Below are 22,775 nucleotides of genomic sequence, written 5' to 3'. Positions count from 1 at the left end.
AGCGACGGGAGAAACGGGTGCTTGGGTGTTTGTTGCTTCATTATTTTTAGTCGTCATTGTGTCATCCTCCAATAGTGATGTCTTAGGTAAAATGCGCTATGAATCAATTGATACTTAACTTCTAAACTGAAAGTTGAAAGATAGAAAATAGCTATAATCCCTGGTGTGACAAGGATAGTGAGTGACTATCATCATCCGATAGTCGCGTACTGGTCGCCTTACCGTTCGCCAAATTTGGTCTGGAACGCTGTGGGAAGGACGGGAAAAGCCAAAACCCTGTCTTTTCCCTCGCTTTGAGCCGAAAATCACGTCTCAAAGACGCCAGTTTCCAAGCAGAACACTTGGAAACTCCCACGGCTGAGACCAAATTTGACTCACTCACGGCTACATGTGATGTCCCAAATTAACATGGGGGACATACGGTCACTCCAGCGATGTCACCGTACGTTTAGTGGTTTTCAACCATCGTAACCGGAGGCAGCCAGAGATGTAGGTAGCCGTGACAGCGATGTTAGCTGTACAACAGCTTACATCGCAGGACGTGTTTGGAGACTGACGATTCTGGTCAGGCTTCAAACCGAGCCGGAGGACCGCTTCTCAGGCCGCAGGCGTTCCCCACAGCACTGGAATCTCTGGTTGACGCAGGTGACCCTTGATAACTAGCCTAATGGTAATAAACTTTGTCAGCTGGAAACTTGACTGTATTTCCGACCATGTGGCTTTTAGTCCATCAATTCTTACTGGTGAAGTCCAGCTTGGGCGTCCGGACGCTGAAGAACTTGGTCTTGATGATCAAGATCACCAACCCGACGGCCAGCCACGCAGCGCCCACCAGCTTGGCGTCAATCGACAGGTTCAAGAAGATCCAGGCGCTGACGCCAAAACCAATCAATGGTGAAATACAGTGTTTCAACAAATCACTCACGGTTCGGTGCTGCCCCGTGATGTAAAACTTCCAGATCACGGATAGATTGAGCACCATGAATCCAAATAACGCGCCAAAACTAACGAGGTTGGATACCATGTCTTGAGATAAAGCCAACGACAGGACCAATGACACGGCACCCACTAAGATGATGGCGACAACCGGCGTTTAGTACCGCTTGTGTAACTTGGCCAGTGAGGCCGGTAAGACGCCATCGCGGCCCATCGCGTAGAGAATCCGGGAAACGGCGGTCTGCCCTTCCTGACCACTGGCAAAACCAAACGATAAGATGATGGTAATGTCGGCTAATTTAACCAACCAGGAACCACCGACCCGATCAAGAATCCCCAGAAAAGCCATGTTGGGATTCAAATTCTGATAGTCCGGTGCGACAAATCCCGCTAGTGCCGTGATAAAGACGAAGAGTAACCCAATGCTGACGATCGATAGGATAATGGCCCGACCAACCGAATGGTACGGATTCTCCGTCTCTTCCGACAGCGTGCTAACCGCATCAAACCCTAAGTAACTCACAATGACAATCCCCGTTGCTTGGAGCACGCCTTGAAAGTTAAAGTGGGCCGGATTGTAGAAGGCCACCACGTTGGGATGAATGGTGCCGTGAATCAGCGCGCTAACCGTGCCAACCACAAAGGCCAGTAGCACAAACGCTTGCAGCGCAATCAAGGCCCAACTGATCTTGGTCACGATGTTGACGCCTAAAATATTAATCGTGGTGTTGAAGAGCACCAGGGCTACGATCCACACCCAACCGGGAATGCCAGGAATTAGGGACTTCCCGAATGACTGCGTGATCAGGTACGTAATCGTCGGAATCAAGAGATAATCCAAGACGATTCCCCAGCCGCTGATAAAACCTAAGCCTGCGGTCGTGCCTTGCTGAACATAAGTATAAACGGACCCAGAGAAGGGATACCGCCCAGCCATTGTGGCGTAACTAAAGCCTGTAAATAACATGGCAATCATCCCAACCAAGTAGGCCAGGGAGACCATCCCGTTGGCCGGGGTCAAAAAAGATCCGTAAAAGGCCAAGGGCGCCACCGGAATCATGAAGGTCACCCCATAAATCACTAAATCTTTGGTCGATAAACTCACTTTTAATTCTGAAGTCGTACTTTCCATCTCGTCATCTTCTTATGCAATTATTGGTTTGGTCCCCCATCAACCGGTGGACCGAAAAGACTGAATCAATTCTCTCGGGGGCGACGGCTGATTGCCCAGCAATCCCAGCCACTGCAGTTGGCCTAGCTTACTGGAAACAAAAAAATTCGCCCCTTAAACGTTGTTTAACCAACGATTAAGGGGCGAATTATCGCTTTACCACCCTTTGTTCGCATCAATCACTTGATGCCTCAACAGTACACTATGATACCAGGGATGGTAACGGATCCTTCCGCGATACCCGCTTGCACGAATACCGGTCATGTCGAAGCTCATCTTCACCACGTTTCTTTCTACCCGTTCACACCATTGGGGGCTCTCTTAAAGGAAATCCACGTCGTTACTCTTCTTCTCGCGACTTTTTCAATTTAGTTTTACAAATCACTGCGCAGCGATTCAATACATTAGATAATAGTGAGCATGTCTCTCATTGTCAAGGGAATTTTCACATTATTTTCTAATTTCCACATGACCGGCTTGAAAATTTAGTCACAATTGCCATCGCGTGGGTTCGTGGATCAATCACCGGGTCAACTCTACTCGGCAAACAGCGTTAATAATTCTTCCTGCCGCAAATTTTGTTTGGCCTCGCCGCGGACATCCAATTTGATCTGGCCATCTTGGACCATGACCAGGCGATTGCCGTACTTCAAGGCATCGCTCATCTTATGCGTGATCATCATCGTGGTCAACTGGTGCTGCTCCACAATGGTTTGGGTCAGCGCCATCACTTTCTGACTGGTTCGTGGATCAAGGGCAGCCGTATGCTCATCCAGCAACAGTAATTCCGGTTGGCTCAACGTAGCCATCAGTAACGACAAGGCCTGCCGTTGTCCACCAGACAAATACTTCACCTGCGTGGTCAAACGATCCTCCAAGCCCATATTTAACGGTTGCAACAGGTTCTGGTAGGCCGCCGTCTGCCCGTGACGCCGATAGCGCTTCAGGCTCATACTGCCCGTGTGCTGTGCGGCCAACGTTAGATTCTCCGCAACGCTGAGTTCACCCGCCGTCCCCATCTTGGGGTCCTGGAAGACCCGCGATAACCACCGTGAACGGGAGGCAATTGGCTTGCGGGTGATGCGGTGGCCTGCCAATGTCAATTCGCCAGCGTCCGCCGGCAACGTCCCGGCAATCGTGTTGAGGAGCGTGGATTTCCCGGCCCCGTTATTGCCGATCACAGCGACGAAATCACCGGGTTCAATCGTAAGGTTGACGTCCTTTAAGACGTGGCGCTCATTTGCTGTCCCGGGAAAGAAGACCTTCTGGAGATGCTTGACGCTTAAGACTGCTGGTTTCTGTGGCATGCGAATCGACTCCAATCTGTTTGAGATAACGTTTCAACTGTTGCTTGGTTTGGTACTTTTGCCGTAATAGAGGCAGGCAGATCACCACGACCAGAATGCCTGCGGACAGAATCTTCAGGTCATCGACTGGGAAACCGAGGCCCATCGCCACCGTGAGTAAGAAGCGGTAAATAATGGCACCCACGACCATGGCCGACAGGCGAACCCACATCTGACGCCCGCGCAGGAAGATTTCCCCCACCAGCACGGAAGCCAGACCAATCACGATGGTGCCGATCCCCATGCCGATGTCGGCGTAACCGTTGCTCTGGGCAATCAGCGCACCCGACAAGGCAATGCAGCCGTTCGAGACCATGTAGCCGATAATCACCATGCGGTCGGTGTAAATGCCATTGGCGGCACTCATCGCCGAATTATTCCCCGTTGCCATCAGAGACAGCCCTAACCGCGTCTTGAACAACCAGATCAGCAGTGCCATGACCACGCCGGTAATCACGGCGCCGACGATGATGGTCTGCAGATCTATCGACCAACCGGCGGGCAGATAACTCGTCAGCACGCGTTGGTTCAACAGGGGCACGTTGGACTTACCCATCACGTGCATGTTGATGGAGTACAGACCGGTCATCGTCAGGATTCCGGCAAGTAACGAGGGCATCCGTAGCTTCGTGTCCAACATTCCCGTCACCCAACCGGCCAAACAACCGGCGACAAACCCTAAGAGACTAGCCACCAGCGCGGACTGACCGCTGACCATGGCACTGACCGTGACGGCCGCCCCCAACGGGAAACTGCCCTCCGTGGTCAGATCGGGAATATCCAAGATTCGAAATGTAATGAAAACGCCGATGGCAAGGGGCGCCCACAGGAGGCCCTGTCCGATACTCGTGATTAACATAAATTCTCCTTCTTTCTACGGTTCTTGAATCTGACTGGTCTTCAAACCAATGGCCTTGGCATTTGCTTTGTTAATGTACATGTGGAGTTTCTTTGAGGTTTGAACGGCCATGCTTTGGGGTTTCTTGTTATTTTCCAAAACATCGTAGGCCATCTTCCCCGTTTGCTTCCCTAAATCGTAGTAGTTGATGCCGTAAGTGGCGGTACCGCCATCCTGCGCCATTTCAATCGAGCCAGTGACAACCGGTAACTTAGCGGCCTTCGCCTTCTGGCCAATAGTCTTCATCGCGCTGGCCATCAGGTTATCCGTTGGCAAATACAGACCAGAAATTTTGCCCTCTAGGCCGGCGAGTACGCTGGTCACATCGTTGGTGCTGGTGGCACTAACGACTTTCAAACTCAGGTTGTGCTTCTTGGCGTAGGCCTTGGCCAATTTCACCTGGAGCACGGAATTCTCTTCGGACGAGTTGTACATGACGCCCAGTGGCTTGTTGCCCTGACGCATGCTGGCAAGCAACTTTAACTGTAAGCCCACCGGCGTTAAATCACTGGTTCCACTGACGTTGGTCTTGGGTTGGCTGTCGGACTTGACCAAGCCCGCGGCCTTGAGATCCGTGACGGCCGTCACCAATGTCGGTGTCGTCGTGGTCTTCTTAGCCAGGGCTTGGGCGGCCGGCGTCGCAATGCCTAGCAACAAATCATTCTTTTGTTGAACCAATTGCTGGCTCATCGTGTTCAAGTTGGATTGGTCGCCCTGCGCGTTTAAGTAGTGATACTTGACCTTCACAGACTTGTTATGGGCCTTTAATTCATGATTTAAACCGGCCTTGAAGCCTTGGCGCGCCTCATCCAACGATCCGTGTTGGACCACCTGTAGAATGCCGACGTTGAGGGTACTTTTACTGCTGGCAGAAGATTTGTTGGAACACCCTGCCAAGGTTAGCCCTAGGCCCAATAATGCAAGACTTGATAAGATAATTTTTTTCATAATGAATGCCTCCAGAGTTTGATCGGTCGCGGGGACCGAATTTGTTGACGCGATTTGTAAGTGAAGCGACTTGCTGAAAACGTTTGGTTTTTTGATAAATGCGTCGTGCGACTTACCCGACATACGGGCAAGCCTGCCCACAGATTGATTCAACGTGACGCTTGTTTAGGACCCACAAGTTTAGCCATTTCGTCGATTCAGCGCGTCCGCTGAGTCGGGATTACGAAATTCCTGTAGAACTGCTCCGGATCAGTTCTAATGGGCTGTGAGCCTCGCAGCTACGCCTTTGCTTATCGCTAAGACTTGGCGATCGCTGGGGATGCTCGGAAACTTGCGGCTTTCGAAACGCGTTCAGTCGGGCAGGTCCCTGCGCTTAACCCAGCTAAGCACCGGCTCGGTTCCACCGAGCGGGCACTTAGCTACGTTAATGCTCAGGACCTACCGCCCGCCTTCACGCTCTAAACAAAAAAACACCAGACAGATTCTAAGTAGAATCTACCTGGTGTTATCGGGCCCGATAATATTTCTCCAGATAGATTGTACCCGTATCTATCTGGCGCTTAAGTCATGTTGAAAAACTTTAGCTATTCGATAGATACAAACGCAGTTGTGCGGCGCGTTCGTATCCAACGAGGTGAATACAAACGCTATCTAAAGAAAAAGCTAAAGGCAAATTGGCTATTCAAATGAGTGAGGTTATTTTGCTTCATGAGTGAAGTTCCTTTCATTTATCAATTTACAAGTACTAGTAAACCATTAAAGAATAGTCGTGTCAACCCTAATTTTCTAATCTATCTCTCATCATCAACGGTTAAGCTCCGAAAGTCCTGGGACCACGCCATCCCCATGGCGCCATCGCCAACGTGGACGCCAAAACTCGGACCAATCAGCGCCACGTCAAATTTCACCGTCGGGAACCGCTCCTGAGCCGCGGCTAACCAGCGTTGCGTGGCCTCCGGCTGGTCGGCGTTGAGGATCGTGGCCCTAACAGGGACCGTGGCGGTGAGATCCTGCGCCAAGTCGTCGAGAAAGTCGCCCCGAGCCCCCCGCCATCGCAAGGTGCTCCCGGCGTACCGCATCTTACCGGATGAATCAAAAGCTAAAATTGGCTTTCCCGCATGCAGCGGCGTGCTCCCCGGTCCGCGACTGGGATTGACCTCCCCCGTCCGCAACAGTGGCTTGATGGAATCCACCACAAAAATACTGTGGATGGTTTGTCGCAACAACGTCAGCTGATCAAAGACCGCCTGAACGGTAGCGCCTTGTTTCACCAACGCGGCAGCCAGACGAACCTGATCGCCCATCACCGTCAAGATGCCCCGGGAATCCCACGGCCACACATGGATGGTTTTAATACTTTCGGCAAAGGCCGCCAGGGTATTCACAAAACCAGAAATACCTAGCGACGGACCAATGATGATAACGTCGGTATACCCCTGCTTGACCAACTCATCGCACGCCGCCTGAATCGTCTTCATCGAAAGTTGGGGCGCGGTCGGCACCACTTTTTTGGTCTTGGCCAACCGCATCAACCGATAATAGTCCGCCGTCGATAGGTCTTGGTATTCATGGTACTGACGATTACCAAACATTATCGGCGCTGGTAATAAGGTAATCTGACGCTGCTCGGCTTCGACAAAATCAATGCCCGCTGAGGTATCCGTCATCACTGCAATTTTCATCTTTTTCAGGCCGCCTCCTTGAAGGTCACGTCTCACTGATGACTATCGTTCGATAACCACCGCGCTTCACTTAATTACCCTACAGTATACCAAAGACCTTCACGAGTCACCAAAGAATTACCAGCGGCGGTCAATCAACGGTCTGAAAATCCCGATCACCCCGCACTTCTCGAAGAAAGACACCGTTTTCGGTGCGAAAAAAATGAAAATAAGGTTGACGCTTTTTCAGCAATGCCGTACACTAAAATTATTCGAAAACGGAAGGAAGGAAAGTTAGATGCAACTGTCTGGTATTCAACTTAATGGACGTTGGCAAAGCCGGTAATCAAGTCGTCATCGCTGTAGATGCGACTTGAGCTCCCAGAGCGATTTTCGCATCTGCGCCGGCTAACTTTCTGATGCAATAGCCCGCACGGATGTCTTCTATCCGGTATTGCGGGCCTTTTTCTTGGGCACCCAGCCGGACTGACTGGGTGCTCTTTTTGTTTAAGAGTTTGGAATCAGGCGGTTAGGTTCCGAGCATTAACGTCAAGAAGGCCAAAAGCCTAGTCCTGGCTTTTGGCCTTCTTGACGTTAAGCGCAGGGGCCTGCCTGATGAAACACGTTTCCACTATGCAGTAGTAAAAAACAAGGATCTACATATAACCCGTCACCTAGAACCCAAACACTTAGAGAATTGAGGTTGATTGTACCATGAAAAGATTGTACGGACTCATCGCCATTCTGGTGGTCTTTCTTGGCTTTGCCTTCGTCAAGGAAAGCCACCAGGAAGCCGCGAAGACCAAGGCTGTGCCGACCGTGGGGATTCTACAACTACTCTCCCACCCGGCACTGGATGCGATTCACAAGGGCATTATCCACGGATTGGCCGAAGAGGGCTATCACGTGGGAAAGAACGTCAAGATTGATTTTCAAAACGCCGAGAACGACCAGAGTAATCTGAAGACCATGAGCGCGCGCTTCGTCAACGAAGACGCCGACGCCATGATTGGGATTGCCACGCCCGCCGCTCAGGCCTTAGCCAATGCTAGCTCGACGACGCCGGTTGTCCTAGGCGCCATCACCGATCCCAAGGGCGCCCACCTGGTCAAGAGCAACGCCCATCCCGGCAATAACGTCACCGGGGTTTCCGACCAAGCGCCACTGGCATCGCAGCTCAAGCTTATTCAAAAGATCATGCCCGATATGAAGACGCTGGGGATTATTTACACCTCGTCCGATGACTCGGCCACCGCGCAGTATCACCAATTCGCGGCGCTGTGTAAAAAAGAACACGTCCGGCTCAAGGGCTACTCCATCGCCAACACCAACGACTTAAACCAGGTCAGTCAACAGATGGTCAGCCAAGTCGATGCCATTTACGTGCCAACCGATAACACCGTTGCCAGTGCCATGCAAACGCTGGTCGCCACCGCAACGGCCAAGAAGGTGCCGGTCTTCCCCGCTGTCGATACCATGGTGAAGGCTGGGGGCTTGGCAACGCTCAGCATCAACCAATACAAACTGGGCGTGACGACCGGGAAGATGACCGCCGCGATTCTGAAGGGTAAGAAGCCCGCCGACACGCCGATCCACTTCGTCCGCAAAGGTGAAATGACCATTAATTTGAAGACGGCTCAGAAGCTCGGGATTACCTTACCCGCCTCGGTCGTTAAAGAAGCCAAACAACATGGGGAGGTTTACCGCTAATGAGTTTATTTGTATCCGCAATTGGACAAGGCCTGCTCTGGGCCGTCCTGGGTGTTGGGTTATTCCTCACCTTTAGAATTCTAGATTTTGCCGACATGACCGTTGAAGGCACCTTTCCTCTCGGGGCCGCGACCGCCGTGGCTGCCATTAGTAACGGGATGAACCCCATGCTGGCCACGCTACTGGCCTTCGCAATCGGCGCCATCGCCGGCCTGATTACTGGCCTGCTCTACACCAAGGGACACATCCCCATCCTGTTGGCCGGTATCCTGGTCATGACCGCTTGCTACTCCGTTAACCTGCGGATCATGGGCCGCGCCAACGTGTCACTGTTGGGAAAATCCACGTTATTTAAGAACCATTTTCTCGCATCATTACCACAATATTTTGACAGCGTCTTTCTGGGGACACTGGTCATGGTCGTGATTACGGGACTCGTGATTTACTTCCTACAAACGCAACTGGGGCAAGGGTTCATCGCCACCGGTGACAACCAGACGATGGCCCGCTCACTGGGCATTAACACCGATAACATGAAGATTATGGGCCTGATGGTTTCCAACGGTCTGATTGCCTTTGGCGGCGCTCTGGTGGCGCAAAATAACGGGTACGCCGACGTCAACATGGGGATTGGGATCATCGTGATCGCCCTGGCCTCCATCATCATCGGCGAAGTGGCCTTCGGGGATTTAACGTTGAATCAGCGCCTCGTAGCCGTCACCCTGGGGAGTATTCTCTACCGTTTCGTCCTCTTGATTGTCCTCAAGTTGGGTTTCAGCGCCAACGACCTCAACCTGTTGTCATCGATCATCCTGGCACTCTGCATGATGTTGCCGGTCTTCAAGAAGACGCTGAACTTCAAGCACATTTTGAAACGGGGGTTGGATACCAATGACTAAACCATTACTCGAATTAAAAAATGTCGTCCTTAAGGTCAACCGCAACACGCCCGAGGAGATTATGATTCTCGACCACTTGAATCTGACCATCAACGCCGGTGATTTTATCACGGTACTTGGGTCTAACGGGGCCGGAAAATCCACCCTGTTCAACGCTATTGGGGGCGACCTCAGCATTGACAGCGGGCAGATTCTCCTCAACGGCAAGGACATTTCCCACGAATCCGTGGAGAAACGCACGCGTTTTCTCGCCCGGGTCTTTCAGGATCCCAAGCTGGGGACGGCGCCGCGGATGAACGTGGCCGAAAACCTCTTATTGGCCGAACGCCGCGGACAACGTCGAACGCTGGCCCCACGCCACCTGAACAAGCAACTCGACCGCTACAAGGAAATCACGGCCACCATGCATAACGGCCTGGACGAGCGGCTGACCACGGCCACCGGGAACCTTTCCGGGGGGCAACGTCAGGCCTTGAGTTTCCTGATGGCCACCCTCAAACGCCCTGAAATCCTCCTTCTGGATGAACACACGGCTGCGCTTGACCCACAGACCAGCCAAGACCTCATGCACCTGACCAACGAACGGGTTCAAGAACAGCAGTTGACCTGCCTGATGATTACCCACCATTTGGAGGATGCCCTGACCTACGGGAACCGCCTGATTGTGCTGCATCATGGCAAGGTGACCTTCGATGTGGCGGGTGCTAAGAAGAAGGCCCTGACGACCGAGAAGCTCTACAGTTTCTTTGCCGAGATTGAATAGGAGGCTCACCATGGAACTCGTGATTTCCAACGCCCCGTTTAACCGTGCCGCCGCTCTGTCCCTGCGCCAAGCCATCTTTGTCACCGAACGTGGCATCCCTCGCGACGTTGAATTCGACGACCGCGATACGGCTGACCGGATCTACGTCACCCTGTATCAGGATGCCACCCACCCCGTGGCTACGTTGCGCCTGGAACCTCAATCCCCCGAAGTGATGCGTTTCGGGCGGATTTGCACCCGGCAGGACTTGCGCGGTCAGGGTCTGGGCAGTCGCCTATTGACGGCGGCCGAAAACTGGGCCCGCCATCACGGCTACCGAACCGGTACCATTCACGGCGAGGTCAGCGCGCAAGGCTTCTATGAGCGCTGTGGCTACGTTGTCACGGCCGGCCCCTTCGCCGAAGACGGCGCGCCGGTCGTGGTACTGCACAAGAACTTTTAACCTTAAACGCAGAAAGGATGCATTGCCTTATGACAACTAATAGTTTTGACCGGTCCGCACTGATACTGGACGTGCTCAATCGCCTCGCCGACCAAGCCCACCTCGACTGCATCAGTCTGGTACTGTTAAACTTCGACTTCTCGGCTCAAGAGAGTCAGGCCATCATGGATTTTGTGGCCGAAAAACAGGTTAAACGACAACCCTTATCCAAGCAGCAATGTGCCGAACAGGTTGTCCAGATTAAACCCGACTTTAACTTTGCCGCCGAATTCGTTGATCAGTTCAAACACGCGGCTACGGCGGAAGGCCGCTTTCCAGACGTCTTAAATCACTAACAGTTTACAAAAATTAACACCCCCGTTCATTGGCTACTCGCAAGTCATAATGAACGGGGGTGTTTGATTTTAATTTAACTTCCCGCGAAACAATTCGTCATGTCTACCCATTCGAACTAAGCGGATGACGGGATTAGTTTTATGGGGCATGTAAATGACCAGAATGTCCACTTTTCCGTCTAATAAATGGAATTCATAGTTGCCATTATAATTACCGCCCTGATTCTTAAGCCTGTGTGGTTGATACGCCTGATTAACGACGCCATTTATTTGCAGTTGCTCTAAAGCTCGCATTAAATCAGTGATTAACTCAGGGCTTGTCCGTTTAAGCTTGCGATAGTCTTCTTTAAATTGAGGTTCCGGCTTAAGTTTATACACCATCAGTTATCCAGAAAATCTTTTAGATCTTTTACATGAGCAAATTCGGGGACATTATCAGGAATGATTCCCAGCTCTTTGGCCTCAGCGGCGACTAAAGCCCGTCTGGTTTTCTCTGTCGGTTCGTCTGGTTCAGTTAAAACTTCGAATGGAATTTTCTTCTGAATGATTAACTGTCTTGCGGCCATGTTAAAGTAAGCATTAATACTTAATCCCGTAGCACTTAACTCTTTTGTCAATTTAGCTTTAAGCTCATCATCAAGCCGAATAGTTGTTGCACTCGTTGCCATAGTTATTCCCCTTTCTTGATGACATCATTATAACATACAAATGACATCATCATTTATTGAAAGACTACGGCATTTTGTTTACAATTTCAAAAAAGCATAGTGTCCAAGCCGCATCCTCCCCCCCGTTCACAGACTACTCGCAAGTCATGATGAACGGGGGTGTTTGTTTCGTCTATTTTTTTAATTTCCGTTGCCGCTTCAACCACAGATAGATCCAAACCAAGGGACCCGCTAGAATTAAGAACAGACGAACCACCAGACTCATTCCCCAGCGTTCGATCGTATTCTCTTCACCATCGGCCTCTCCAATGCGGGCAAACCCAAAATGGCCCGTATTACCATAGTTTGACCCGATGCGTAAGGATTCCTGCTCAGCGTTCTTTCGGGGCTGATTTAACTGCTTGCCCTTGTCGGCTGACTGGTCAACGTGCCGCCAAAACTGCCCGTAAAGCAACGGAAAGAAGACCAGATAGCTCACCACAAGGTAGACATTCCACCACGAAAGGGCCAACGACCAGTCGCCATTCTGGGTATTGAGATTGTGGAGAAAGAAGATTAAGGCAAACGGAAATAAGCCTTTAAGATACGTTTTAATCATGTGACATTACCATCCAATTTCATGTTTAGCCCCATTTTATCCAAACTGTCTTACCAGCCTGTCTTAAACGTCTTTAAGGCTATTTATGTCTTCATCGTACCGCTCGCCCTATGTATTAGCAACCCAATTAAATCATTATGGATCTTCTTATTTTCTCCCAACAAGCAAATGGTCAAGCCCCCACTTTTGAGAATTATCAAAAGACTGGGAACAACCGCTCCAGACCCGCTACACCACTACAATTAAAGCGCTAAGGATTGCAACCTCTTAGTTAAAGTACAAAAAACGTGGGCCAAATGACGGCCAACCGCCTTTTGACCCACGTTTCGTTATTTCTGTTCGTACGTCTTAATCAAACCTTGTGTCCCGTCATCGCCCAAACCGAAGTCATCGACCATCGCTTCGTAGAGCAGCTTGGCTTGTTTGGTCGCCGGCAAATCTAGCTTCATCCGGTCGGCCTCCTGTAAGGCAATTCGGAGATCCTTTAGGAAATGCTTGGCGAAGAAGCCCGGCGTGTAGTCGCCCTTTAAGATTCGGGGCACGTAATTGTCCATGCTCCAGTTGTCGGCACCCCCACTGCTCAACGTGGCTAAGACCTGCGGCAAGTCCAAGCCTGCCGCCTTGGCGTAGACCAGCATCTCCGTCAATCCGGTCATTGTTCCGGCAATCATAATCTGGTTGGCCATCTTGGTGTGTTGGCCCTTGCCGGCTGCACCAAAGTAGTTCACGCGTTGCCCGATTTGTTCAAAAATCGGTAGAATCTGATCGTAGGCGGCGCGGTCACCACCCACCATGACGGTTAATGTGGCATTCTTGGCACCCACATCCCCGCCGGATACCGGTGCATCCAGCGCCTGAATGTGGTGGTCATGCGCCAGACCGGTTAACTTGACCGCCAACGCCGGCGTACTCGTGGTCATATCGACGATGATACTGTCCGCCTGAGTCCCGGCAAAAACGCCATGCTCACCGGTATAAACGGCTTCCACATCGCTGGGATAGCCGACCATGGTCATCACCAGCTTAGCTTGTTGGGCCACAGCTTGAGGAGAATCCGCCCAAGTGGCTCCGGCATCCAAGACGCGTTGGGCATGAGCCTTCGTCCGGTTATACACCACGACGGCGTTGCCCGCCTTTAACAAGTTCGACACGATCCCAGTGCCCATCACGCCAGTTCCGATAAATCCAATTTGCATAAAACGTGACCTCCTTCATTCATCTTGCTTTCTATGGTACCACGTTCATTCATCAACTATGGATAAAGTCCCCCGCGTTCAGGCCGATCGTAAACATTCGCCGCCACAACTAGGCGATTTGCAGCAAATTAATTGACTTCACTAGACCAAATTTTTCTTCAGCCCTGAATAGCTTTTACAAATTTAGCAAAAATGTGCAACAAATTCGGCCAATTTTACATTAGTAATTAGTAGAGGGGGAAAAGTCGATTCCATAAAAAAGGAGCTGACCCGCAGGCCACCTCCTAGAGATTACGATTCAGTTGAATTTGACGGTTCCTTGGCCTTAGTTGCTTTCTTAGCCGGTTGCCGCCGCTTACGAATCACATGAATAATCAAGGTCACGACAATCGCGCCAATCACAATGATCCCAAAGGCCGTGGCCGGGATCTCAATGTCAATGGCGGGAATCGAGACGAAGAGCTTTACCGCAATTAAGGCAATCAAGATATACGCCATCGGTTCCAGTTCCGGAATCCGCCGCATGAGCTTCATAATCACCTCGGCGACTCCCCGCATGGCTAGGATCCCAATCAAGCCCCCAATCAACACGATCACGGGATTGCTGGAAATCGCTAACGACGCCAGAACGGAGTCCACGGAGAAGATGATATCCATCATTTCAATCTGTAATACAACGGACCAGAATAAGGGTAAGAATCGTTTTTTCTTATCCTTAACCAGCTTACGGGTGTGTTTAACCCGCGTCTTGGTGAAATACTGAAACACCAGAAAAACCAGATATAGTGCACCAATGACCTTAATTTCCCAGAAATTAATCAGATACGTTCCCAGTCCAATGATGATAAACCGGAAGATGTACGCACCCCAAATCCCGTAGAACAGGGATTCTTCCTGCTGCTTACGCGTCGGCAATGACTGCGTTTGGGCAGCAAGCACGACGGCATTATCTACGGAAAGTAGACATTCGATGAGTACCAGTGAAAAAATAATTAGCCAATCGTTACCCGAGGTAATCACGGTTTCCCAATTGTGAAGATCAAAGAAAGGCCCATAGAGTTGGCCCAGAAAGTGTAACAACGGTGTTTTCAGCTCCTCAATATCTATGTTGACGATAGAATAAATATATTTTTATCTGGATTAGTTTACCACACTGCCCCTAAACTTGCGACTGTTTTATCCAGTGTGCCCCACAACCACTTATAGCATTAGTTAGTTCACTTAACCCGTTTACTGGATAAAATGTTGAAAATGTAACGGAGCCGCGTTACCATATAACTGGCTTTGGAGAAACTTAGCTTCAACTTTAAGGGAATGGATGATGATTTTGAAGAAATTTGTGACAATTTTGGGGGTCACGCTCGCTTGTGCCCTCGCTGGTGGTCTATCGACGATTTCCGCCGATGCCAGCAGCTACCTGGGTATTAAGAGTACCAAGAACACCAGTTACAACGCCCGCTTTGTCAATCAAGGCAGTCGTAATGACGGGATTTATTACTACGCCCCCTACTACACGCAACGCTCGGCCAAGACCCGCGATGCCAGTGGAAAAAACTGGCAACATCGCTTCGTCAAGGTCAGTCAGATTGCGACGCTGTCTAACGGGGTGCAATTCGCGAAGTTTTCCTGGTACGGCGACACGATCGGCTGGGTTGACGTCCGCGCACTAGAACCGTTTAGTCGCAGTCAAAATGCAAAAGCCCTCTTGAACAACGCCCACTTTCAAGGGAGTGCCATGCTCTTCAACAGTTACGCGACTGGTGCGAGTCACGTCAACGTCGGTTACGCCGATGCTACGACCAAGACGTTGAATTCGTCGACGACCATTTACCCCATCGCTTCGCTACAGAAGATCATGACGGGAGCCCTCATCGAACAGTTGGCTGGTCAAGGAAAACTGTCGCTGAACAACAAGCTCAGTCGTTACTACCCTGGCATCAAGAATAGTAACCAGATTACGCTCCGACAACTGTTAAATCAACGCTCCGGCATCGACATGTCCGAGTCCACGCCTTCGACGCTGTTAACGACACAATCCGCCGAAATCAACTATACGCTAAACCAGCTTTCAGTTGGGAAAAGTGGTAGCTTTAACTATACGAATGCCAACTTTACGTTGTTAGCCGGAATCGCCTCTAAGGTCACCGGTAAGAGCTACGATCAGCTGGTCCAAGATCGGATTATTGCGCCACTGAACCTCAAGCACACCTTCGCTTGGAGCAACCTGCCCAAGAGTGGTGTTGTGGCCAATGGTTACAGTTACGCCAATGGCAAGAACTATAACCCAGACAACGCTTCTCAAGCGCTGGTCTCTTCGCTTTTAGGCGCCGGTAATTACTACTCAACGCCGGCTGACTACTACGCGATTCAAAAGGGCCTTCGTAATGGTAAGATCCTGACGACCAATCAGTATTACGATTTGGCCAACGACTATAAGTTAACTTATGGTGGTGGGCTATACCATTACAGTGGCAGTATGAAGCGCGTTCGCGGAACCCTCAGCGGCGCCGGTTATGAAACGGTCCTGTACGGCTCGGAGGGCAACAAGTCCGGGGTCGTCCTGTTCGCCAACCAAGCACCGACACGGTCGATGGATGGCTTGGCCAAGACGCTCTATGATCTGGCACGCTACTATGACGAACACTAAACTTGACCGACCGGATTTTTAGTCGGCAACGGCTCGCTCAACCAAAACGAGACGGCACCAGCACAATTGCCGGTACCGTCCCGTTTTGGGTTACATATTATTAGCTTGTGAGTGCCTGTGGCTGGCACCAGCTTTCAGCAACGCAGGTCGCCTTACCGTTCGTCTATGTGTCGTACTGGTTAAGGTTGTAGGTGGCAATGAGGTTGGTAAGCTTCTTGGCATAGCTGGGATCCGTCGCATAGCCGTTTTCCTGTAGCAACTTGGCCGCCGTCTGGTAATCCGTCACGGTTTGCTTGAAATAGCTACGTTTCAGTAAGGCATCGTGATCCAAGATCGCCGCGGTAAGCGTCGGGTAATCCCGAAAATTGGCGTGCACTGAAATCTTCTTATTATTCACGTATTCATTGGTTAAAAAGGACTTGGTGCGGCCCTCGTAACTCCCCTTCACCCCAAAGGGATTATTGGCCTGCAAGAAGAGTTGTGAGGTCCCCCAACTGGACTCCAAAATGGCCTGAGCAATCACGATGCTGGGTAGCACTTGACCGTTTTGTCGATAGACGCGTACCGCCGGCTTGGCCATTTTTGTGATAAACTTTTTTTGAGCCGCAGATTCATTATCAGTAGAACTATTCGCCGTTTGTGCAATGCGCTGGTTCTGAATTTCCGTCTTGATTTTACCGCGAGCCAGCAGCCCGCCACCCAAGACGAGTAAGACCATGACGAAGATCCAGGTGGCAGTTGCTGGGTTGTGGGTTGTTTTTCTTTTGGCTTTTCGACGCTGTGGCACCCGGATTCCTCCAATCTCGGTTATAATGTTCTCAATTATAACGAGTTTTTCTTTAGATAGAATGAATTATCCAAAGCCTCAACAAAACTTAAACTTTACCTTGAAAGGAGACCGCCCATGCTACTGAGTGCGAGTATGGTTTTAATTTGCTTGGTTATTTTACTAACGATTTGGGACCCCCACGGCCTAACCAGTGCGGTGGTTACCGTTCTTAGCGGTGGCTTAATCACGCTACTCGCCACCCTGTCCCACCGGCCGTGGGCACCGCTTATTGCGGGTACCGGGCGCCTGATCATCGCGTTGATTGGTGCTTGGGGGCTGTTCACGCTACTGCTCATCCTGGGAACGCCCCGGCTGATTGTCCGCAAACGCGAACGCTTAACGCTGGGACTTCTCGCCGGCATCTGGGTCTGGCTCTTTCTGGGTGTCGCCTGGATCTACGCGGTCGGTCACGGCACCTTCAACGATACCGTGTGGCCTTGGCTGACCTTCATTCCCGCATTTAGCCTTTACCTTGGCGTTCTCTTCGGTGCGGGACTCGTCGGCTACCTGCGCGTTATCTGTTTGCGGTCCCGGCACGCCGATACTTTAGTCATTCTCGGCGCGGGCTTGCTCAACGGAGACCAAATTGGCCGGGTCCTCGGCACGCGGCTGGATACCGCCTTAGCCTTTGCCCAACGCCAGGACCATCCCGTCACCCTGGTGGTTACCGGCGGTCAGGGCCCCGACGAAGCGTTGAGCGAGGCCGCCGCTATGGCCGCTTACCTCACGCAACACGGTTATCCCGCCGAACGCATCATTCAAGAGACCGCTGCGACCAATACTCGGACCAACCTAATCAATAGCCAGAAGCTCTGGTGGCGATTACCCCATCAAGGAGGGCGCGTGGTTCTGATTACCAACGGCTACCATCTCTTCCGTACCCGACTTCTCGCGCACCAACTGGGCATCCACGCCGGCGGTTACCCCGCTCCCACCCGACCAGGATACATCGTCATCGGTTGGGCCAGGGAGTTCCTCGCTTTGATCATGCTCCATCCACGACTGCATCGCGGCATTCTCATTGCCATGATCGCCACCAACCTGTTGTGGATGCTTCCTTAAATTGAGATCGAACATTCATACACGCGTCCCAGACCAAATTTGGCGAACGGTAAGGCGGCCAGTACGTGACTATCGGATGATGATAGTCACACACCAGGTCTTCAATCTGTGTTTTACCTGTCAACCTTCAGTCCTAAAACAGCAGCGTGAGTCTGGGCCCACGCTGCTGTTTGTCACTTAGTTTAGTTCAGGGGCGTAACCGCCAACTGATTGCTGACATTGTAAAATTTAGGCTTGGTCCACGCCAACATTTCCGGGGTTAATTTTAACTGGACCACGTCTAACCGGTTGTAGGGCTGGAAGTAATAGGTCAGCGACTCGCTGCACGTTGCCGCCCGGTAGACGGAATACGTGGGACGGTACTGGTGACTCTTGGGAACGGCCACGCTGTCCAGTAGGTGCCACGCGCTGATAATTCCTTCCGATTCATCGGCGGGCAAATCGGCACGTTCCTTATAGTAGGCGGCGCGCACGAAGCGGCCACCCGGCGTGTAGGACCCGCTCGGCACGGGCTTGCCGGAGAAGCGGCCGGTCGTCACCCGTGGGGCGTTTAACGGAACCGTCCCCATTTCAAAATCATCGGTATAGTTAACGTACTGTCCCAGCCGTTCAAGTTGTAATTCAAAATCTTTACTGTTGGTCACCACGCCCAACGGATTTTCTCGAATACGCATGGGGAAATGCGTGGGTTCAATCACCACGGTACGCCCCGTCCGATCGACCACCGCAAAATGGAGCTCGGAATCGCCAATATTGTTGACGGCGTAGGCCCCACTCATCAACTGAATCTCAGCCAGGTGCACTTCAATGTCGGCCACGGAAGCGTAGTTAGCCAGCAGATAAAAGGAGAATTCATACGGTGCCAGATGAACCTGTCCCGGGGTCGGCCGTTCAACCAACCGTGAACCGTTGGCAAACGTCAACTTCTGAACACTTAACCCCATCTCATTGACGCCATCCGAAACATCAATCTCGTGGTGGTGGGCCCCACCGCCACCGATCATGGCGTAACGATTGGTATGCCACTGGTTATCAAAAACACTCTGCCACCGATACCCCCGCGGGACAAACAGGGGTTGGACGTAGAGCGCATGCCAATCCATGGTCCGGGCCAAGATGTGACTCCCATCCTTGGCAATCTGTAAGATACTGGTACACATGGCAACCGCCCACCTTCCGTATGCTTGACTTCAAAAAATTTATGTCCGTTATCGCCCGTAGCGCGGGTAATCTGCCGGAAACATGCCCCAACCTTACGGCCACGGTCGATTGACTGCCCCGTGACCCGCATTCCCACAAACCCATCATCCAAAACAAGATTAATCTAATTAATTAAGTTTACGGGAAAACACCTAAAACTGCAATCAAAGTGTTTTCGGCGTTGCCGCATCGTCCAGGAATGCTTGGAAACGCCGGTCAATCTCTCGTTGGCGCGCAGTGACCGTCTTGCCTGACTCGGCAACGGCCGCCGTGATTTGAAGGTACGCAAACATCACCTGACTCTCGTCGAGATGGTACTGGGCCGCCAATCGGGTGGCTAGGGCAAACCGGTCACGCGTCAGCATGGCCGCGAAAGGACTATGGTAAGCCTGTTGGTGCTTCGTCATTTTTTCACGTTCTTTCTTTTAGTTAGTATGCGGTCTTCTACTTTACCCGCTTTATTCTCAGTGTCAACGAAAGGGTTTCTTAAACTTTCTTAAATAAAGCCAAAATCGGCCCGATTCCCCCTTGATATGGTAAAATTGAGAGTGAACTGCACCCTGCTTGCACGGCGGGAATTTGATTAGATAGAGAGGACTAAGATTACATATGCGAGAACGGATAAGAAAGCTTCACCACAACCGGATTTTTGCACTCGTATTCTGGTTAATCGTGGTCTTTGCGGCCATTGTCACCTTGCCAAATGTCAAGACGATTATTCAATATGATGGTCAACCACAATTGGCAAATACGAGTCAACCCGTTAAGGCGACCCAGCTCAAAAACAACTGGGGGCGTAACCTGAACGGAACGTACACTGTCAACGCGGTCTTTAACAACCCTGATGGTGCCCTCACAAACAAGCAACTGGCCTCAGTCAACAAGACTGTGTCCGAATTGCAGAAGCGGTCCAGCTACTATGGTGTCCAAAAGATCACGACCATGACCAACACACCAACGAGCCGCACCCAACTCCTTTCCAAGGATAAATCCACGGAAATCGTTCAACTCGAGGTCAGCCACAATCAAGGAACCGTACGGCAAATCACCTCACAACTGAAATCACAGATCTCAACGGTCGGCTTGAACACCTACGTGACGAGCCCCGAGATTATCAGTGATGCCGCCAATGAGCACATCTCATCATTCACGTTAATCGTCATCTTGATGACCATGCTGATTGCGTTAATTGCCATGGGGATTTTATTCGCGTCAATCATCGCCCCGATTATCACATTTTTAGCTATTTTAATTAGTTATATTGCGACACTCTCCCTGGCGACCAACCTGGCCTATCACTGGAACTTTGCGTACTCCGAGTACACGCCGATCTTCCTGCTGTTGGGAATCAGCCTCTTCACGTTACTGACCAGCTTCTGGTTCTTCCGGGAACTGCGTAACCTGACGGACGATGGTGCCGACAGCCAAGCCGCCACCTCTAAAGTGGTCAATGACTTGGGTTATCGGATCTTAATCAGTACGTTGAGTTTAACCATCGCCTTTGGCAGTCTCATGCTCTTTGATTTCTCGACCATTCGGGCATTTGGCTTATTGGGCATCGGCTTCGCCATCACCGGGATCGCCAGTGTCACCTTGGTTCCCGTCTTTACGGGAATGCTGGGCAACAGTCTCTTCTGGCCGAAGAAGACGCGGCCACGGCTTAAGGATCACAAGTTATGGTTCCATTTGACCAAATTCGGTCTCTGGCAACCTTGGATTGCGGTCGCCGTGGTTCTGTATCTAATTGTCCCCGTTGTCTTTGCCAACCGGACAAACCTCAACTATGACAACGCCCAAGACATTCCGAATAATCAAGCCGTGCAGGGTGCTCGGGTTTTAAGTGCGCATTTTGGCCAAGGGAAAGCAACGCCAGTCACGCTGTACATCTCAACCAATCAACGCCTCGACAATCAAAATCAACTCTATCAACTGGATAATCTGACCAAGAAACTTCAGGCACAACCAGGGGTTGCCTCGGTCACTTCCGTCACCCAACCGGGTGGTCAGCCCATTACACAGTATTACGTATCTAACCAACTGAGTTCCCTTAACGAAAATATTACGGGAATCGTCGGTCAGTTGGGCACCGTCCGCAATGACCTCCAGTCTGATAAGACGAATCTGAAACAGTCTACGCTGAAGTCCGAAGTCAAACGCCTCAATAAGTTAACGACGCAGACTACGGCCTTAATGAGTGACAGTAACGTCTTGCAGTCATCGCTCCAAGCAGCACTGAGTCGTTCAACTGCTGCGGGCACCACGAGTACGTCTAAACGGATCACGCGTTACATCAACCAGTTAAACGCCGTCAATACAGAGTTAAACACCGCCGTCAACGACTTAACGGCCATCTCCAATTCTGTCGGCACGGTGAACACCGGGGTAACCAACGCGCAATCGAGTCTGAGCAACTATGCCGAAGCCATCAAGGCGGTTAGCGATAGCTTGAAGACGTCCAGAAAACAAGTGTCTAGCATGCAAAAGTCCTTGAATAAGATTTACCTTTACCTCAGTGGCTTGCAGTCTTCTGAAGCGGCCAAGTCCTTATACTTGTCACCAACGCAGATTGCCAGCGGTGATTTCCAACAATCCTTGACCAACTACACGGATGCCAAGGTGCAATCGACCTACTTAACGATTACGTTGAAGCAGGCACCGAATGCGAAGACCACCACGCAAACCCTAAAGCAACTCAAACAAGTTGCCCAAAGTCAATTACGTGGGACGGTACTGAACAACGCCACACTCACCTTCAGTGGTCAGCCAGTCGTTGCTAGCACCATCCAGTCGCAATATCAACACGACTTACCACGGGTCTTAATTCTGGTCTTTGGCATTACGCTACTCCTGCTCGTTCTGTTCAGTCGGTCGCTGCTTCAAGCCGGTTACTGGTTCTTGACGTTCCTGGCTTCTGCTGCGGCAGGTTACCAGTTAACCCAACTCATCATGGGCTGGATTACCGGAAATAGTGAATTCAACTGGCAAGTTCCTCTGCTGGCCTTCATTCCACTCACCGTTCTCGCGGTGGTCGAGTTGACCCAGTTGGCCTTGAGCTATCGGCTGAATGATGGTCCCCTCCTCGACTGGTTATTGCCAGGAATTCACGAGGTCGGTCAGACCATGCGTCACTCACTGTTTATCATCATTGCGGGTGTTCTCGGTCTCTTAGCCGCAGAATCCCAGACGTTGACTGCCGTGACGCTGATCACGATCTTCACCGCCATCATCTTCAACCTGGCCTTGCCGTTGATGGCGTCATCCTTCGGTAAGCTTTCCGTTATTATCCCGGCACAAAAGCCGATGCAATTCCGGAAACGCAAGCGTGCCGATCGTAAACCCGTTCGCGTGGCCAAACGTCATGACGACACAACCGATAAGAAGTAACGACTACACAAAAGCAACGCCCACAAATGGGCGTTGCTTTTTTAGTCGAAATTGATCGCCTCACCGTTCACAAAACATGACT

20 protein-coding genes and 1 pseudogene are annotated in these 22,775 nt (G+C 51.1%); 8 read left to right on the top strand and 13 right to left on the bottom strand.

The genetic code is table 11. From position 1 onward, the window contains the following. Positions 1-730 precede the first annotated feature (730 nt). From HEQ50_RS02395 to HEQ50_RS02375, 5 genes and pseudogenes are all read right to left on the bottom strand, one after another. Positions 731-2,068 (bottom strand): annotated as a pseudogene (locus HEQ50_RS02395) (APC family permease). A 575-nt stretch (positions 2,069-2,643) separates the two neighbouring features. Next, positions 2,644-3,414 carry an ABC transporter ATP-binding protein gene (locus tag HEQ50_RS02390; RefSeq protein WP_168898897.1) on the bottom strand — a complete coding sequence of 257 codons (771 nt, stop codon included), beginning with the start codon at positions 3,412-3,414 and terminating at the stop codon, positions 2,644-2,646. Further along, positions 3,344-4,312, bottom strand: coding sequence for an ABC transporter permease (locus HEQ50_RS02385; protein ID WP_168898895.1), 969 nt, complete (start codon positions 4,310-4,312; stop codon positions 3,344-3,346). The genes HEQ50_RS02390 and HEQ50_RS02385 overlap by 71 nt, the downstream gene beginning before the upstream one ends. Before the next feature lie 15 nt (positions 4,313-4,327). After that, positions 4,328-5,299 (bottom strand): ABC transporter substrate-binding protein, encoded by a 972-nt coding sequence (locus HEQ50_RS02380; protein ID WP_168898893.1) that lies wholly within the window; start codon positions 5,297-5,299, stop codon positions 4,328-4,330. A 791-nt stretch (positions 5,300-6,090) separates the two neighbouring features. Beyond that, on the bottom strand, positions 6,091-6,981 hold the full coding sequence (locus HEQ50_RS02375) for a DegV family protein (protein WP_168898892.1): 891 nt from the start codon (positions 6,979-6,981) through the stop codon (positions 6,091-6,093). Between the two features lie 693 nt (positions 6,982-7,674). Here HEQ50_RS02375 and trpX point away from each other — a divergent pair. Genes trpX through HEQ50_RS02350 form a run of 5 tightly spaced genes read left to right on the top strand, consistent with a single transcriptional unit; the run spans position 7,675 to position 11,109 of the window. Next, positions 7,675-8,670, top strand: coding sequence for a tryptophan ABC transporter substrate-binding protein (gene trpX, locus HEQ50_RS02370; RefSeq protein WP_168898890.1), 996 nt, complete (start codon positions 7,675-7,677; stop codon positions 8,668-8,670). Further along, complete coding sequence (locus HEQ50_RS02365; RefSeq protein ID WP_168898889.1) at positions 8,670-9,569, top strand: ABC transporter permease; 900 nt, start codon at positions 8,670-8,672, stop codon at positions 9,567-9,569. Before trpX ends, HEQ50_RS02365 begins: the two co-directional genes overlap by 1 nt. Then, on the top strand, positions 9,562-10,332 hold the full coding sequence (locus HEQ50_RS02360; RefSeq protein WP_168898887.1) for an ABC transporter ATP-binding protein: 771 nt from the start codon (positions 9,562-9,564) through the stop codon (positions 10,330-10,332). Before HEQ50_RS02365 ends, HEQ50_RS02360 begins: the two co-directional genes overlap by 8 nt. After that, on the top strand, positions 10,316-10,774 hold the full coding sequence (locus HEQ50_RS02355) for a GNAT family N-acetyltransferase (protein ID WP_232842654.1): 459 nt from the start codon (positions 10,316-10,318) through the stop codon (positions 10,772-10,774). Before HEQ50_RS02360 ends, HEQ50_RS02355 begins: the two co-directional genes overlap by 17 nt. Positions 10,775-10,803: 29 nt before the next feature. Next, positions 10,804-11,109 carry a hypothetical protein gene (locus HEQ50_RS02350; protein ID WP_168898886.1) on the top strand — a complete coding sequence of 102 codons (306 nt, stop codon included), beginning with the start codon at positions 10,804-10,806 and terminating at the stop codon, positions 11,107-11,109. Between the two features lie 69 nt (positions 11,110-11,178). Here the strand turns inward: HEQ50_RS02350 and HEQ50_RS02345 are convergent, their stop codons facing one another. The 5 genes from HEQ50_RS02345 to HEQ50_RS02325 form a co-directional block, all read right to left on the bottom strand. Further along, positions 11,179-11,487, bottom strand: coding sequence for a type II toxin-antitoxin system YafQ family toxin (locus tag HEQ50_RS02345; protein WP_168898884.1), 309 nt, complete (start codon positions 11,485-11,487; stop codon positions 11,179-11,181). A gap of 2 nt (positions 11,488-11,489) precedes the next feature. Then, positions 11,490-11,777, bottom strand: coding sequence for a type II toxin-antitoxin system RelB/DinJ family antitoxin (locus HEQ50_RS02340; protein WP_168898882.1), 288 nt, complete (start codon positions 11,775-11,777; stop codon positions 11,490-11,492). Between the two features lie 172 nt (positions 11,778-11,949). Continuing rightward, positions 11,950-12,375: a hypothetical protein gene (locus tag HEQ50_RS02335; RefSeq protein ID WP_211089172.1), complete on the bottom strand. Its 426-nt coding sequence runs from the start codon at positions 12,373-12,375 to the stop codon at positions 11,950-11,952. A gap of 329 nt (positions 12,376-12,704) precedes the next feature. Continuing rightward, a complete protein-coding gene (locus tag HEQ50_RS02330) occupies positions 12,705-13,571 on the bottom strand; it encodes an NAD(P)-dependent oxidoreductase (protein WP_168898881.1) in 867 nt (288 codons plus the stop codon). Positions 13,572-13,862: 291 nt separating this feature from the next. Continuing rightward, positions 13,863-14,651 carry a TerC family protein gene (locus HEQ50_RS02325; RefSeq protein ID WP_168898880.1) on the bottom strand — a complete coding sequence of 263 codons (789 nt, stop codon included), beginning with the start codon at positions 14,649-14,651 and terminating at the stop codon, positions 13,863-13,865. A 247-nt stretch (positions 14,652-14,898) separates the two neighbouring features. Between HEQ50_RS02325 and HEQ50_RS02320 the strand changes: the two genes are divergently transcribed. Next, a complete protein-coding gene (locus HEQ50_RS02320) occupies positions 14,899-16,218 on the top strand; it encodes a class A beta-lactamase-related serine hydrolase (RefSeq protein ID WP_232842653.1) in 1,320 nt (439 codons plus the stop codon). Between the two features lie 163 nt (positions 16,219-16,381). Here the strand turns inward: HEQ50_RS02320 and HEQ50_RS02315 are convergent, their stop codons facing one another. Further along, the gene (locus HEQ50_RS02315; protein WP_168898878.1) at positions 16,382-17,005 is read right to left on the bottom strand and encodes a glycoside hydrolase family 73 protein; all 624 of its coding nucleotides are present in this window, start codon (positions 17,003-17,005) and stop codon (positions 16,382-16,384) included. A gap of 117 nt (positions 17,006-17,122) precedes the next feature. On the opposite strand from HEQ50_RS02315, the gene HEQ50_RS02310 reads away from it, so the two are divergent. Next, on the top strand, positions 17,123-18,109 hold the full coding sequence (locus HEQ50_RS02310; protein WP_168898877.1) for a YdcF family protein: 987 nt from the start codon (positions 17,123-17,125) through the stop codon (positions 18,107-18,109). A gap of 182 nt (positions 18,110-18,291) precedes the next feature. On the opposite strand, the gene HEQ50_RS02305 is transcribed toward HEQ50_RS02310, so the two are convergent. Then, positions 18,292-19,269 (bottom strand): linear amide C-N hydrolase, encoded by a 978-nt coding sequence (locus HEQ50_RS02305; RefSeq protein ID WP_168898876.1) that lies wholly within the window; start codon positions 19,267-19,269, stop codon positions 18,292-18,294. Positions 19,270-19,473: 204 nt separating this feature from the next. Continuing rightward, positions 19,474-19,716, bottom strand: coding sequence for a hypothetical protein (locus HEQ50_RS02300; protein WP_168898874.1), 243 nt, complete (start codon positions 19,714-19,716; stop codon positions 19,474-19,476). A 202-nt stretch (positions 19,717-19,918) separates the two neighbouring features. Here HEQ50_RS02300 and HEQ50_RS02295 point away from each other — a divergent pair, with 202 nt between their 5' ends. After that, positions 19,919-22,693 (top strand): MMPL family transporter, encoded by a 2,775-nt coding sequence (locus HEQ50_RS02295; RefSeq protein WP_168898872.1) that lies wholly within the window; start codon positions 19,919-19,921, stop codon positions 22,691-22,693. Positions 22,694-22,775 lie beyond the last annotated feature (82 nt).

This window comes from Lactobacillus sp. HBUAS51381, assembly GCF_012641095.1.
In the GTDB taxonomy this organism is placed as follows: Bacteria; Bacillota; Bacilli; order Lactobacillales; family Lactobacillaceae; genus Levilactobacillus.
Note: the sequence above shows the minus strand (reverse complement) of the source record. Positions and strands in the feature narration are given on the sequence as shown.